The sequence below is a fragment of the Methanobrevibacter sp. UBA417 genome (assembly GCF_002508845.1).
In the GTDB taxonomy this organism is placed as follows: Archaea; Methanobacteriota; Methanobacteria; order Methanobacteriales; family Methanobacteriaceae; genus Methanobrevibacter_A; species Methanobrevibacter_A acididurans.
The window spans coordinates 75,225-89,500 of the sequence record NZ_DAZC01000029.1; the positions used below are offsets into that span (position 1 = coordinate 75,225).

The 14,276-nt window shown below is 26.2% G+C and carries 12 protein-coding genes and 1 pseudogene; 6 read left to right on the top strand and 7 right to left on the bottom strand.

Translation table 11 applies throughout. From position 1 onward, the window contains the following. On the bottom strand, positions 1-219 hold a 219-nt coding region (locus BP769_RS06510; RefSeq protein WP_413828505.1), incomplete at its 3' end, for a hypothetical protein. A gap of 303 nt (positions 220-522) precedes the next feature. Between BP769_RS06510 and BP769_RS06515 the strand changes: the two genes are divergently transcribed. The 4 genes from BP769_RS06515 (at position 523) to BP769_RS06530 (ending at position 5,658) form a co-directional block, all read left to right on the top strand. Beyond that, positions 523-1,035, top strand: a complete 513-nt coding sequence (locus BP769_RS06515) for a nitroreductase family protein (RefSeq protein ID WP_409199020.1) — start codon at positions 523-525, stop codon at positions 1,033-1,035. Next, positions 1,001-2,005: a MalY/PatB family protein gene (locus BP769_RS06520; protein WP_413824425.1), complete on the top strand. Its 1,005-nt coding sequence runs from the start codon at positions 1,001-1,003 to the stop codon at positions 2,003-2,005. The genes BP769_RS06515 and BP769_RS06520 overlap by 35 nt, the downstream gene beginning before the upstream one ends. Before the next feature lie 597 nt (positions 2,006-2,602). Beyond that, positions 2,603-4,060, top strand: a complete 1,458-nt coding sequence (locus tag BP769_RS06525) for an N-6 DNA methylase (RefSeq protein WP_413824422.1) — start codon at positions 2,603-2,605, stop codon at positions 4,058-4,060. 41 nt (positions 4,061-4,101) lie between these two features. Continuing rightward, positions 4,102-5,658: a restriction endonuclease subunit S gene (locus tag BP769_RS06530; protein ID WP_409199023.1), complete on the top strand. Its 1,557-nt coding sequence runs from the start codon at positions 4,102-4,104 to the stop codon at positions 5,656-5,658. A gap of 25 nt (positions 5,659-5,683) precedes the next feature. On the opposite strand, the gene BP769_RS06535 is transcribed toward BP769_RS06530, so the two are convergent. The 4 genes from BP769_RS06535 to BP769_RS06550 all read right to left on the bottom strand — a co-directional run bounded on the left by BP769_RS06535 (position 5,684) and on the right by BP769_RS06550 (position 10,389). Continuing rightward, positions 5,684-6,442, bottom strand: a complete 759-nt coding sequence (locus BP769_RS06535) for an aspartate dehydrogenase (protein WP_409199024.1) — start codon at positions 6,440-6,442, stop codon at positions 5,684-5,686. A gap of 313 nt (positions 6,443-6,755) precedes the next feature. Then, on the bottom strand, positions 6,756-7,439 hold the full coding sequence (npdG, locus tag BP769_RS06540; protein ID WP_409199025.1) for an NADPH-dependent F420 reductase: 684 nt from the start codon (positions 7,437-7,439) through the stop codon (positions 6,756-6,758). Between the two features lie 258 nt (positions 7,440-7,697). Continuing rightward, entirely contained in the window at positions 7,698-9,185 is a 1,488-nt protein-coding gene (locus tag BP769_RS06545; RefSeq protein WP_413824419.1) for an aldehyde dehydrogenase family protein, read from the bottom strand. A 28-nt stretch (positions 9,186-9,213) separates the two neighbouring features. Further along, positions 9,214-10,389 (bottom strand): iron-containing alcohol dehydrogenase, encoded by a 1,176-nt coding sequence (locus BP769_RS06550; RefSeq protein WP_413828502.1) that lies wholly within the window; start codon positions 10,387-10,389, stop codon positions 9,214-9,216. Between the two features lie 1,161 nt (positions 10,390-11,550). Between BP769_RS06550 and BP769_RS06555 the strand changes: the two genes are divergently transcribed. Next, entirely contained in the window at positions 11,551-12,204 is a 654-nt protein-coding gene (locus BP769_RS06555) for a queuosine precursor transporter (RefSeq protein WP_413862316.1), read from the top strand. 362 nt (positions 12,205-12,566) lie between these two features. Here BP769_RS06555 and BP769_RS06560 read toward each other — a convergent pair whose 3' ends face one another. Then, positions 12,567-12,722: a hypothetical protein gene (locus tag BP769_RS06560; protein ID WP_413828793.1), complete on the bottom strand. Its 156-nt coding sequence runs from the start codon at positions 12,720-12,722 to the stop codon at positions 12,567-12,569. Positions 12,723-12,965: 243 nt separating this feature from the next. Here BP769_RS06560 and BP769_RS06565 point away from each other — a divergent pair, with 243 nt between their 5' ends. Further along, complete coding sequence (locus tag BP769_RS06565; RefSeq protein ID WP_413828791.1) at positions 12,966-13,295, top strand: hypothetical protein; 330 nt, start codon at positions 12,966-12,968, stop codon at positions 13,293-13,295. Positions 13,296-13,434: 139 nt separating this feature from the next. Here the strand turns inward: BP769_RS06565 and BP769_RS06570 are convergent. Further along, positions 13,435-14,276, bottom strand: a pseudogene (locus BP769_RS06570) (hypothetical protein); the annotation flags it as partial.

Sequence of the window (14,276 nt, forward strand, 5' to 3'; positions counted from 1 at the left end):
ATCATTATAATTAAAATTAGCATACTGCATAATATAATCATTTTTATATGGAATTAAAATACTAATTTTATCATTTAAGTTATCAAAAAGTTCACTATCATTATAAGGTTTTAAATCTTTAATAACAGGTAAACTAGGTATAAATAAGTAATTTTCATCAATTTCTTTATTTAGAATAACATTATTCTCTTCATCGAATAATTGGCATTTTCCCTTCATATTAAAAAGCACCTAAAAAAATAAGCATTTTCCATTTTTTACAAACAATAGTGTAGAGTTTAAACTTAAATTAAATCAGATATCATTAAACAGTCATATCTTTAATAAAAATATGAGTTTTAGTTTGTTTAATTCTTAAATTCTTTTTATGTATTAAAAATATATTTTATATTATTATGTATTTAAACATATAAATATATATTTTTTTTCATTTTTTTATTTAAAAAAAAAAATACATTTTTTAATAGAAAAACTTTAATTTAAATAAAAATTAAATTATAAGTAAATGGAGTACTTGATATAATGGCAGATTTAGAAGAAATAATAAAAACAAGAAGAAGCATACGAGAATATTCAAACCAAAAAGTAGAAGATGAAAAAGTAGAAAAAATATTAAAAGCAGGAATGCAAGCTCCAGGAAGCAGACTAGGAGCAGAACCCTGGGAATTTATAGTAGTTAAGAATAAAGATACCCTAAAAGCAATTGGAGAAACATGTCCAAGAGTTACAAATTCACAAGTAGCAATAGTACTAATAGCAAATATAGAACGAGCATTCTATAAAAAGCATTGGCAACAAGATATGAGTGCGGCAGCAGAAAACATGTTACTGGAAGCATGTAACCTAAACTTAGGCGGACTATGGAATGGAGTAGCACCAACTGATGAAAAAATGGAAAAAATAAGAGAACTTTTCAATTTAAATGAAAACATAAAACCATTCTGTATAATATCCTTAGGCTACCCTGCAGACGGATTAGAAAATAAATTCATGGACAAATATGATGAAACAAGAATACACTATGAAAAATACTGAAAAAAATAATTACGATTTCACAACAGTGATTAATAGAGATAATACTAATTCATTAAAATGGGATTCAATAGAATCTGAACTTCCAATGTGGGTAGCTGATATGGACTTTAAAACTGCCTCTGAAATACAAGAATCCCTAAAAAAAAGAATAAACCACCCTATTTATGGATACACAACAGTCCCCAATGAATTATATGAATCTTATATTCAATGGTGGGAGGATAATTATCATATTAAAATGAAAAAAGAAGAATTATTATATGCAAGAGGAGTAATGCCTTCAATAATAAGTATAATACGGAAATTAACTAAACCCCTTGATAATATTGTAATTCAAACACCTGTATACAATGCATTCTTTAATGTAATATTAAATAATAATCGAAAAGTTTTAGAAAACAAATTAACTTATAAAAATTACGAATACAGTATAAATTTTAAAGATTTAGAAAATAAATTAAAAAATCCTAAAACAAGTTTAATGTTACTATGTAACCCCCACAACCCAATTGGTAAAATTTGGGGGAAAAATGATTTAGAAAAAATAGGATCTTTATGTGAAAAGTACAATGTAATATTAGTATCAGATGAAATTCATTGCGACTTAACATATCCAGGTAAAACTTATACTCCATTTGCATCACTAGCTAGTTCCATAGTAGATAATAGTATTACTTGTATATCTCCTAGTAAAACATTTAATATAGCTGGAATCCAAAGTGCAATGGTATATATTAAAAATAAGGAATTGAATCTGAAAGTAAGTCAACAATTATATGCGGATTTTTCTTCAGAACCTAATATTTTAAGTGTAGAAGCTACAATTACAGCTTATACCCAATGTAGAGAATGGTTAAACCAATTAAAGAATACATTATTAGAAAATAAAATAATTGTGGAGGATTTCTTAAAAAAGGAATTACCTAGTATTAAATTAGTTCCTGTGATGCCACTTACTTATTATGGTTAGATTGCCATGAATTAAACATTAATTCAACTGAATTATCAGATAAAATCCTTAAAAAAAGTGGATTATATCTTTCTCCTGGAATAATTTTTGGTGAAAATGGGGATAAATTCTTAAGAATGAATATAGCTTGTCCAGAACCCCAATTAAAAGATGGATTGAATAGATTGAAAAAAGGTATTTTAGGATAATAATTTTAAATATATTTCTTTTATTTAGATTTATGGACATTTTTATTAATGTTTTTATTTTTTATAATTTTTATTAATATTTTTATTAATTTTTTCATTTAAAAAAATTGTTTTTTGAATGTATTTTAAACTAATGCTTATATAAATTAGTTATTATAAGATTTTAAACATAATGATAAATCATTATAGTTTTAATTAAAAAATTATAAAAATAATTAATAATTAAAAAATGTTCAATTTAATAAACTAAGTATTGTGAAATTAATTTAATAAACTTAAAATTTTAAACATAAAATATAAAGATTTATTAGTTAAGAGAAATAAAACATTACACAATTAAACTTTAAAAAAAATCAAAAATGGGATAAAACAAATTTTTTTAAAAAATAAAAAAATAGGTATAAAAAAAATGGTATTAAAAGGATTTTTAAAAAATGTCCAAAAACTTATGCATGATGATCCAGGGACAATATCTAACAAACAAATAATCAGACAATTATCATGGTTACTATTCCTCAAAGTATATGATTATAAAGAAAAAGAAAGAGAAGCATTAAATCCTCAATATAAATCAGTGATCCCTGAAAAATATCGATGGAGAAATTGGACTATAAACTTAGAAGATGATTCTAGTTTAACTGGAAGAGAATTACTTAAATTTATAAATGAAGAATTAATACCTTCTTTAAAAAAAATTGAATGCAAAAAAAATAGTCCAATGCACGAAAAAATTGTATACTATACAGTAAAGGACATTAAAAACTATTCTAAAGATGGATACATATTTAAAGCTGTTATAATTGAATTAAACAGTATAAAGTTAAGTAATAAAGTAGAGTGCGATCAAATCGCACATGAATTTAAAGAAAATTTAATGGATTTATTTAGAAACACAGGAACAAAAGAATTCTTCACACCTATAGGTATATGTGACTTCATAGCAGAAACTTTAAACCCAAAAATTGGTAATGATGTAATGGATTTCTGTTGTGGAACAGGTGGATTATTAAATTCAATACTTGAACTTCAATCTAAACAAATAGAAAGCAAAGAAGACTATGAAAAATTTGTTAATTCAATATATGGTATAGAAAAAAATTCAACATTTTACATTTTATGTATTATAAACTTACTATTACATGGAATAAACGAACCCCACATATATCATCAAGATGCATTTGAGGATAAAACATTAAACTTATTATCAGATAAAAAATTCAAAACAATAGTCTTAAACCCTCCATTTGAAGGATCAACTGATACTGATTGGGAACATGAAATCTTAGAAAACAAAAAATTAGAAGATAATTTCCTAGAATTAGCAATGGAATACTTAGATGATTATGGACAAGCAGCAATTATAATGTCTGATGATTTCTTCACAGAAACAGGAGTAAACAAAAGACAAATAAAAGAAAAATTATTTAAAAAATTCAACTTACATACAATAATAAGATTACCCCCTACAGTATTTGCACCTTACTCAAATGTAAAAACAAATATATTATTTTTCTGTAATAATGGAACAACCAAAAAAACATGGTTCTACCGTTTAGACTTACCTGAAGGATATAAAAGTTTTAGTTTAAATAATCCAATAGAATTAAAACATTTTAAAGAAATAGAATCATGGATTGAAAATAAGCATGAAATAGAAGTAAATGGTAATTATAAAGCAAAAAAATGCAGTATAGATGAAATTAAATTAAATGAATACCGGTTAAATTATTGTAATATACCATATGTTAAAAATTCCCTACCTCCTGAAGAATTAATAGATAATTACTTAGAAAAAACCGAAGAATACTCTAAAGAAATTAATAAAGCTTTAAAAAACATTAAAAATGAGTTAAATAAAGAAGAATAATGAATTTTAAATAATAAAATAGATAAAGGGATAGATTTTTCATGCTTTACAATGATTTAAAATTTTCAATTCTAAAATCAGCAGTAACCGGCCAATTAGTTAAACAAAACAAAAACGATACACCTGCCGAAAAATTAATTGAAGAAATTTTAGAAAAAAAGAAAAAATTAATTCATGATAAAATTATAAAAACAGATTCCACCCAATCTTATATTTATAAAAGAAACAATTCTTATTATGAATCAATAAATGGGATAAAAACACGAAATATTGAAGATATTTTACCATTTAAAATACCAGAAAGTTGGTATTGGGTTAGATTAGGAACTATTGTTCAAGATTATTACCGAATGAGAAAATCTATAAGTAAAAATGGTAGAAAAAATCAATTAAATAATTATCCATATTATGGACCTAATGGTGTTATTGATTATTTAACTGATTATATTTATGATGATGATTTTCTTTTAGTTGCAGAAGATAGTAATGTTTTTGAAACAGAAAAAAATTATGCTTTCACAGTTAACGGACGATTTACGGCTAATAAACATGTACATGTTTTAGATTTTAAACCAGCATTAAACAGATACTTAATGTATTATTTAAATGCAGTTAATTTAAGATTATGTGGATTTATAAGTGGATCTAATGTTCCAAAATTAAATAAATCTAATCTTTATGAAATATTCGTCCCATTACCTCCAATAGAAGAACAATACCGTATTGTGAAAAAATTAGATAGTTTAGGAAATGATTTAAAAAATTATCAATATTATCAAAAAAAATTAGATAATTTAAATGAAAATATTTTTAATGAAATGAGATACTCCCTATTAACTACCGGATTAAGTGGTAAATTAACAAAACAGAACCATGAGGATAAATCTGCTATCCAACTCTTAGAAGATATTAGAGAAGTTAAAAATAAGTTAATTAAAGATAAAAAAATTAAACCTATGGATAAGGAATCTTTAATTGTTCGTATAGATGATCATTACTATGAAAAAGTAAGTCAAAAAGAGGAGTACTTATTAGATAATTTCCTACCTTTATCAATACCAAGTAATTGGTGTTGGACTAGATTATACAATTATGTAGATATTCGTTATGGTGCTCATAAATCACCAAAATATGTTAATAAAGGTTACCCTTACATTACAAGTCAGAATTTAAAAGAGGATCATATTGATTTTAATGATATTAAATATATTACAGAAAAAGATTATGAAAAAGTAAGTAAAAACCTTAAAATTGAAAAAAATAATATACTATTTGCAAACATGGGAAACATTGGAAACCCCCAATTATTAAAAGAAGATATGGATATAGGAATGAGAAACATAATACTATTCAAACCATACCTACCTAACCAAAATATGGAATTCTTATACTACATTCTAAAATTAGCAGAATCAAATATTAGAAATTATACAAAATCAATAAATAAATCCTATTTTGGTGTTAACTTTATTAAAGAATATTTAATACCAATACCACCAGTAGAAGAACAAGAAAGAATTGTGAAGCTTTTAAAAAATTATGAAAAAAAATTTAAAAATAATAATTTAAATAATAATCTTAAAAAAATAATAATGTAAAGAAAGTTTAAAAAAAAAGTTTCACTTAAGTTCCAACATGAAATTGTTTATTTAAACTTTTTAATTTTTTAATAGCAGATAAAGCAGCAAGTTCACTAGTTTTAGGGTTAGCTTTAATTGGTTGATTACATGTAATAGTTTTAAATTCACCAAAGCTACCAATAGCATGAACTTCATGAATATTTCGATCCACACTAGGATCAACAATTACTTCAACATCAATATCTCTTTTACATGATAAACTAAGTGTAGCAGCCACATTCATATTTTTAGGATACTTAACTACCGCTTCAGAAGCTTTACCTTTAAATAATGTTTCACATTTATCAGTTTCTATCCCTAAAGATTTAGGTGACTTACGAGTAGTTAAAGTTAAACTAGAAATCTCACCAATACAAGCAGCTTTTAAACCATCAACACCAATCACAGCACCAGATGGAGCATAAATATTAGTATGATTATTTTTACTAGTTTGAATCAATTCTTTTCTAAACTTTTCGTCCATTAATGCACCAATACTCATATTCATAAGATTGGCATGTTTAACAATTTCTACACCATATTGTTTAAGAAATTCTTGAGATGCTGCTTCTAATACTAAATCAACATCATTTAACATTTCAGATAAGTTTTCACACAAAATACCATTAGTTTTTTCAGTTAACTCTTCAGCTTTTTCAGTGTCCTTATCAAAGAAATATTTAAACTCAATATTGTCTTTAGGTTGAATGTGATCTATTATGATATTAGCTATAGCTCCACATCCAATTACTCCAACTTTCATATTTAATCCCGCTTTAATCTTGTTTTTAATTTTAATAAAGAAATTGTAATATGTATTTATAATGGTTAAGGTGTTAATTTTTATAATATTTGAAAAAAATAGTTTTTTTCTAAAATTTTTTTATAAAAGAAAATAGTTAAAGTTAGAAAAAAGTTTTTTTAGTAATAAAATTTTTTTCTATTTTTTAATAAAATAAGAGGTGACTTATTTTGAAATTTAAAGTTTTTATATAAAGGTATGATTTTTTTATAAAGGATAAAATTTCTTTCTAACTAATAACTTTTATTTTCTTTTAATCATGAAAAATTTTTTATTATTCATCAAGTTTTGGTATTCCTGTTATACGTATTCCACCGAATTGGGATTTGTATTTAATGTTTAATCCAATAAGTAATGGTGTTATTGTTTCAATTAAATGTGCTTTTTCAAGTTTACCAACATCAATTACTCTTACTCCAGGTAATTTGTTAATGATTTCTTTTGCAGCGGCTTTAGCTTCTTTATCATCACCAGCCATTAAACAATCACAGTCAATATCATTAGGGATGTTTAATAATAGGCTGTTACTTATATTGTTAAATGCTGCGATAACTTTAACATCACATCCAGCAAGAATGTGTGCAGTTCTTTCTGCTGCAGATCCTTCATATACATCAAGAATACAGGATGCTTTACCACCAATTGCTGCTTCTAAAGGTGCTGTAGCATCAATTAAGATTTTACCTTCAACGAATGGTTTAATAGTTTTTAAGGTTGCGGTTTGAGCTACTAATGGTACAGTAAGTATAAGGATGTCTCCTGCTTTTGCTGCATCTTCATTAGCCATACCAGTCATATCAGCAATATCATAATCTTTTAATTCTTCTTTAGTTTCTTTAACAATCTTTAAAGCTTTATCTTCTTTACGAGAACCAACAATAACAGGTTCACCAGCAATAGCTAATCTCTTAGCAATACCTAATCCTTGAGGACCAGTTCCTCCAATTACACTAATCATAGAAATTTTTCTCCTTTACATTTATGAAATTTGATATTATTATATATTTTATTATATTTAAAAAGGGGGTATTAATAAATTATGTTTTTTATTAAATATTTTTTAGGGTTTTTTTGAAAAATTCAATTTAGTATAAAAAGAAAATTTGGAGAAAAAAATTGATTTTATTAAAAAATTATTGTGGAAAGAATTTATTTTTCTCCAAATAAAATTCTATTTATTCCTTTTTATTAACTAATTTTTTTGGTATTGATTTGTTTATTTTTTAGGGTAGAATCCAGATGGATTTTCGGATAAATTAATCATTATATTTTTCATTTGAGTATAATGATCTAAGATAACTTTATGGGTTTCACGACCAATACCAGATTGTTTCCAACCTCCAAATGGTGCACCAGCAGGTATTGCATTATAAGTGTTTACCCACATACGTCCTGTGTGAATACCTTGACAAACACGCATTGCTTTGTTAATATCACGTGTCCATACTGCACCACCAAGTCCGTATGTACTGTCGTTAGCTAATTTAATAACTTCATCTTCATCACTGAATTTTTGAACTACAGCTACAGGTCCGAAAATTTCTTCTTGTGCTACTCTCATATCGTTAGTTACATCAGTTAAAAGTGTTGGTTTTACAAATGCACCTTTAGATAAAGGTCCATCAGTGTATCTTTCTCCACCGCATGCAACTGTTGCTCCTTCTTCTTTACCAATTTCAATGTATCCAAGTATTTTTTCTACTTGTTTTTCATTGATTTGAGAACCCATTTGAGTGTCTGCTTTCCATGGCATATCTACAGTTATTTTGTTGAATTGATCTACAGCTTCTTTAATGAATTTATCATAGATGTCTTCTTGTACAAATACACGAGATCCTGCACAACATACTTGTCCTTGGTTAAAGAGGATACCTAATTGTAATCCATCTATAGCCATATCCCATTTACAATCATCAAAGAATATGTTTGCTGATTTACCACCTAATTCAAGAGTACATGGGATTAATTTATCTGCACTTGCATCAGCTACTCCACAACCTACTTCTGTAGAACCTGTGAATGCTAATTTGTTGAAATCAGGATGGTCTAAAATGTATTGTCCAGATTTGGAACCTTTACCAGTGATTACATTAAATACTCCTTTAGGTATAACTTTTTGTGTTAATTTAGCAAATTCAAGTACACTTAATGGAGTGGAACTGGATGGTTTGAATACTGTACAACATCCTGCTGCAAGAACTGGTGCTAATTTCCATGCTGCCATTAAGAATGGGAAGTTCCATGGTACAATTTGTCCTACTACTCCTATTGGTTCACGAAGTATGAGGGATAATGTATTATTATCTAACATTGTTGCAGATCCTTCTTCAGCTCTTACTGCTCCTGCGAAGTATCTGAAGTGGTCTGAACTGAATGGCATATCTATAGCATTGTTTTCTCTGATTGGTTTACCATTATCGAGAGTTTCAATCATTGCTAATTTTTCTTCATTTTCATCTATGATATCAGCAATTTTCATTAAGATTTCTTGTCTTTCAATAGGTTCTACTGCTTTCCAATCTTCAAATGCTGCATTTGCTGCTTTTACAGCTTTATCAACATCTTCTTTTGTTGCTTCTGCACATGTGGATAATTTTTCACCATTTGCTGGGCTGAATGTATCAAATGTTTCACCATCTGATGCATCTTGCCATTTACCATCTATGTATAATTTATAATTATCTGCTGCTGGGTTTTTTACCATATTTAATTCCTTCCTTATTTTATTACATTTAGTAATCTAATTCATCTAATTTTCCGTAGTAAATACTATCTAAAACTTTTTTGAATAAGTCTGCAGTCATTTCTCTTGGGTTTGCTCCTGTACATGCATCTCCCATAGCGTTTTCTGCGATTTCATCACGTTTTGCTTTGTATTCATCTTCAGGAATTCCGTATTCTTGTAAGCTTGTTGGTATGCTTAATTTTTTGTTATATTCGATTACTTTTGCACAGATTTCATCTACAATTTCATCATCAGTTCCGGTCATTCCTAAGTAGTGACCTATTTCTACATATCTTGTTGGATCATCATTTGCATTGAAACGTGTTGCATATGGTAAGTATATTGCGTTTGCACATCCATGTGGTATTTCTTTTTCAAATATTACACCAGTTTTATGTGCTAATGAGTGTACAATACCGAGTAATCCGTTGGAAAATGCTATACCTGCTTCTGCTTGTGCATAGTGCATTTGTTCACGTGCTTCCATGTCTCCAGCATAGGAGTCTGGTAAGAATGTTAATACTTTTTTAATTGCATCTAATGCTAATGGGTCTGCGAATGGTTGGTGAGTTGCTGCAGTATATGCTTCGATAGCGTGAGTTAATGCATCCATACCTGTGTGTGCGACTAATTTTGTTGGCATTGATCTTACTAATTCTGGGTCGATAATAGCTATATCTGGGGTTACTTCGAAATCTGCTATAGGCCATTTAATACCTGTTTTGTAATCTGTGATTACACTGAATGCTGTTACTTCAGTACCGGTTCCACTGGTGGTTCCGATTCCTATGAAGTGTGCTTTGTTTCTGAGTTTAGGTAGGCCGAATGGTACACATGCTTCTTCGAAAGTGAGGTCTGGGTATTCGTAGAATATCCACATTGCTTTTGCTGCATCTATTGGTGAACCTCCACCAAGACCTATAATCCAGTCTGGTTCCCAATCTTGCATTATTTTTGCACCTTTTTCTACTGTTTCAACTGAAGGGTTGGATTCTACTCCTTCGAATAATTTAGTTTCGATTCCTGCTTCTTTTAAGTAGTCTTCGATTTTACCGAGTGTTCCGTTTCTTTTTACGGATCCTCCACCGATGACTATTAAACATTTTTCTCCTTCAATATCTTTTAATATTTCTAATGCGTCGTCTCCAAGGTAGCAATCTCTTGGTATACAGAATCTCATCATTTTTTATTTCCTCCTTAATATATTTAGAACTCATTTTTTTCCTGGGAAAAACTTTTTAGGTTTTTCTTGGGATTTTTTTGGAATATAATTAAAATAAAAATTTTTACTCAAAAATTTTTTTTATGGTAGTTGATTTTTTAAAATTTTTCTTTTATCAACAAAATCAACTTTTTTTTGAGTTAATTTTGTGGTTAGGAATTTGATAGAAGATCATTTTTTTCTACTTTGGTTTTTGAGTTTTTTTTATTTAATTATATGTAATAATAAGTATGCTTTATTGAGTATATAAAGGTTTTTTTAAACTCCAAAATGCGATTATTTATTTTAATACTTAGCTTAAAATTTAATAGTTATATGTATAGTGATTTTAGATTTTTATAATATATTGTATAATAGTAATATTTTTACTATTATAAAGTATTATTTACTAAATTAAATTTAAAATCTAAAACCATTTAAATTTAATATTTCATTAAAATAATAAAAAGTTTTATTATTAAAATAAAATAATTGTACCTAAAATTAATAATATTACTCTTTATCTTAACTTTACAATTTTTATAAATTAAAGTAAGGTTAATAAGTTTAAATCATTAATCTCACAAAAAAAGTATTAAATTGAAATTTCATCATATATAAATCTTATTTTAGATCGTAAAAATCAATTATATATTTATATAATTAGCTTAAATTAAAGTATTAAATTGTTTAATTTTTTATTAAAAAATAGGTTCAATATAATAGAATAATACTAAATTTAAAATAATGATTAACTCAATTTTTTAACATAAAACAGTAAAAGATAAAAAAATATAAATAATTAAATAGTTAGCTAAAAAATATTTATAAAATCATATAGTTAGCCAAAGTATTAATAGACAAAAGATTAAAGTAATAAAAAATAATAAAAAATGATTACCATTAGTTTTAAACAAATATATAAATAAAATGAAATAAAGTATAATAAAAAACATCAAAGTATAAAAATAAAAAAATAATCATACAGTTATCCAAAAATTCAGTAAACAAAATTTATAAATTTATAAATTTTACTTAAAAATATATAATATAAAAAGAAAAAATAATAACTGTAAAATTAACTTTACAATAATTAAAAATAAATTAATTAAAAAAATAATTAGGATAAAGGAATAAAAAATCATGAATTTAAATACAAATTTCGATTATACAGACAAAAAAATTATAATAATAACAGTATTCTGTGTAAGCTTCATAATTGCAAATGTAATAACAGTGAAAATATTAAACTTAGGATTTTGGGGATTAGATGTACCTGCAGGAGTATTAATCTATCCTTTAGTTTACATATTAACCAATGTAATAACAGAAGTTTACGGGGAAAAAGCTGCACATAAAACAATCGTATTAGGATTATTAACAAACTTACTATTTGTTGTAGTAACAACAATCGCTATGATCATTCCAGGACCAGCATATTATACCGGACAATCAAGTATAGAATTCGTATTCACACAAACACCAAGAATACTACTTGCATCTTACATTAGTTATGTTATAGGAAACCTTGTAAATGCAAGATTAACCTCAATAGTAAACTGTGGAACAGATTCTAAATTCACCCAAATTAAAAATATTGGTGCAATAGCATTCGGTGAACTATTAGATAATATAATATTTATAGGATTAGTCTTTATAGGACAAGTACCAGTTATTGAAATTGGAATAATGATACTTGTACACTTTACTATAATGTTAATCTGGAATGTGTTAGCTCAACCATTTACAAATAGAACAGTTAAATGGGCAAGTAAAGACGATACTATAAGCACATAAAAATTTTTAAGGTGATGAAATATTATTCACCTTTATTTTTTTTCTTCTTTTTTAATTTTCTAAAACCTTTTACTTTTTAAAGATAATACAAAATATTTTTATCAAAAGAATTAATTTTTTAAGTTTTATATTTTCTAATTTAAATTATTATATTTTTTATCATTTATAGATATCAGCATCTATATTTACAAATATAAAATTATGATAATATTTAACACTACTTAAAATAATTAATTTAATGATTAATTTAAAGCGATATAAACCATTTTACATGTGGTTTAATTTAATTGTTATTAAAATATACTAATTAATTATTTATTTAATGTTCAAAATTCATACATTACAAAATCAAAATTTAAATTTTATCCATCTTTAACAGTTTTTTCCAAATCATAAACTTTTATATTTCTTGTTGAATTTTCTATTTCACATATAAATCTTGCAAAACCTTTAATTTCCTCTTTCATTGAAGAGTTTGGTAAAAATTTAGTGAAATTTAAATATGTCTGATTTTTCAATTTTTTCTAAAATTTTTCCCATATCATCTTTTTGTGTGCATCTTCATGTTTCTTAACATTTCATACACATTATACGATAATTTATCTTATAATCTTTAAGGGATATTTTTTTCTGCAGTATGTCCTGATTCTTTTATTGACAACAAAATTTAAATGTTTTCTTAAGCAACAAAAAAGTAAAAAAATAATAAAGATTAAAAACAAATAAAATAATTATAGTATAAAAAAAAGGGGAAAATAAAAATGAGTATACTAGAAACAATAAGCATAAACAAAGAAAAAGAAGAATACATAAAAAACTTACCCACAGAATACATTAACAAACTAGCACACTTAAATGAACCTATACCTGATTTTATAAATGAAATATTAAGCATATACACAGAAAATTATGAAGATAAAAGAATAGATTACTTACTTTTTGAAAATTCCCAAATATTAAAATTAGAAGAAAACTATAAAGATGATTTATTAAATATGGATGAGAAGTTAGCAGAACAAAAACAATTATCTGACTGTATGACTTTCGTAGGGAAAAACCCTTTACTAAAACCAATTTTTGATTTAAAATAAACAATTCATATAACTATTTTTTTAATAAAAAAGTAATAATAAAATAATAATTAATATTACTATTGTTTTAAAAAAATAAGGAAAAAGAAAATAAAAAAAACTAAAAAAAATAAAAAGGAAAAAAGTATATTAAACCTTCTTACTTATCATTTTCATCAGTTTTATCAAAATCTCCATCCTTATTAGATTCATACTCTTCCTCAAATCTTCTTCTTCTCATAACAGAAGTAGAAGTAGTGGTTGTTTCAATATTAGAACTAGATGAACTATTAGTTCTAGATTCACTACCACTATTAGATACTGCATTATTAGTACTAGATACTACATTACTTGCTTGAGCAGTATTAGCAGCATTTTGAGCAGCAGTTAAACCATTACGATCTAAACCATTTGCATCATAACCTGCCGCATTATATCCAGCAGCATTGAATCCATTTGCATCATAACCATTACTATCAAATCCATTAGTAGTACTATCACTATTTACAGTAGAATCAGTAGTACCATTATTATTAACAGTATCACTTACTCCAGAATCAATAACAACATCACTATCATCAGTAGGTGTATTATCATCTACAGGAGTATTAGTATCATCACTATCATCTGAAGCTGGTGTTTCTATAATAGGAACACTATCATCATCTACAGGAGTATTAGTATTATCATCACCAATTACGTCATTAGAACCATCATCTACAGGTACATCAGGTGTAACAGGAGTTTCAGGAACTACAGGATCAGTAGGAACTACAGGATCAGTAGGAGTTGTAGGATTTTCCTTATCACCGTCACCATCACCAGGATTAGTAGGATTTTCCTTATCACCGTCACCATCACCAGGATTAGTAGGATTTTCAGAATCACCAGGATCAGTTACTTCTTCAGCTTCATTTACAATTAAACTAGAAATATAAGAATCTAACATAAAGTAAATATTACCGAAAGGTAAATCTGATTTAGGCATACCATTAGAAACAT

Coding starts and splice junctions, on each gene's coding strand:
- npdG (WP_409199025.1), bottom strand. CDS start 7,439: ATGATTAGTGTAATTGGAGGAACTGGTCCTCAAGGATTAGGTATTGCT.
- BP769_RS06565 (WP_413828791.1), top strand. CDS start 12,966: ATGAGTATACTAGAAACAATAAGCATAAACAAAGAAAAAGAAGAATAC.
- BP769_RS06525 (WP_413824422.1), top strand. CDS start 2,603: ATGGTATTAAAAGGATTTTTAAAAAATGTCCAAAAACTTATGCATGAT.
- BP769_RS06515 (WP_409199020.1), top strand. CDS start 523: ATGGCAGATTTAGAAGAAATAATAAAAACAAGAAGAAGCATACGAGAA.
- BP769_RS06545 (WP_413824419.1), bottom strand. CDS start 9,185: ATGGTAAAAAACCCAGCAGCAGATAATTATAAATTATACATAGATGGT.
- BP769_RS06550 (WP_413828502.1), bottom strand. CDS start 10,389: ATGATGAGATTCTGTATACCAAGAGATTGCTACCTTGGAGACGACGCA.
- BP769_RS06535 (WP_409199024.1), bottom strand. CDS start 6,442: ATGAAAGTTGGAGTAATTGGATGTGGAGCTATAGCTAATATCATAATA.
- BP769_RS06530 (WP_409199023.1), top strand. CDS start 4,102: ATGCTTTACAATGATTTAAAATTTTCAATTCTAAAATCAGCAGTAACC.
- BP769_RS06520 (WP_413824425.1), top strand. CDS start 1,001: ATGATGAAACAAGAATACACTATGAAAAATACTGAAAAAAATAATTAC.
- BP769_RS06555 (WP_413862316.1), top strand. CDS start 11,551: ATGAATTTAAATACAAATTTCGATTATACAGACAAAAAAATTATAATA.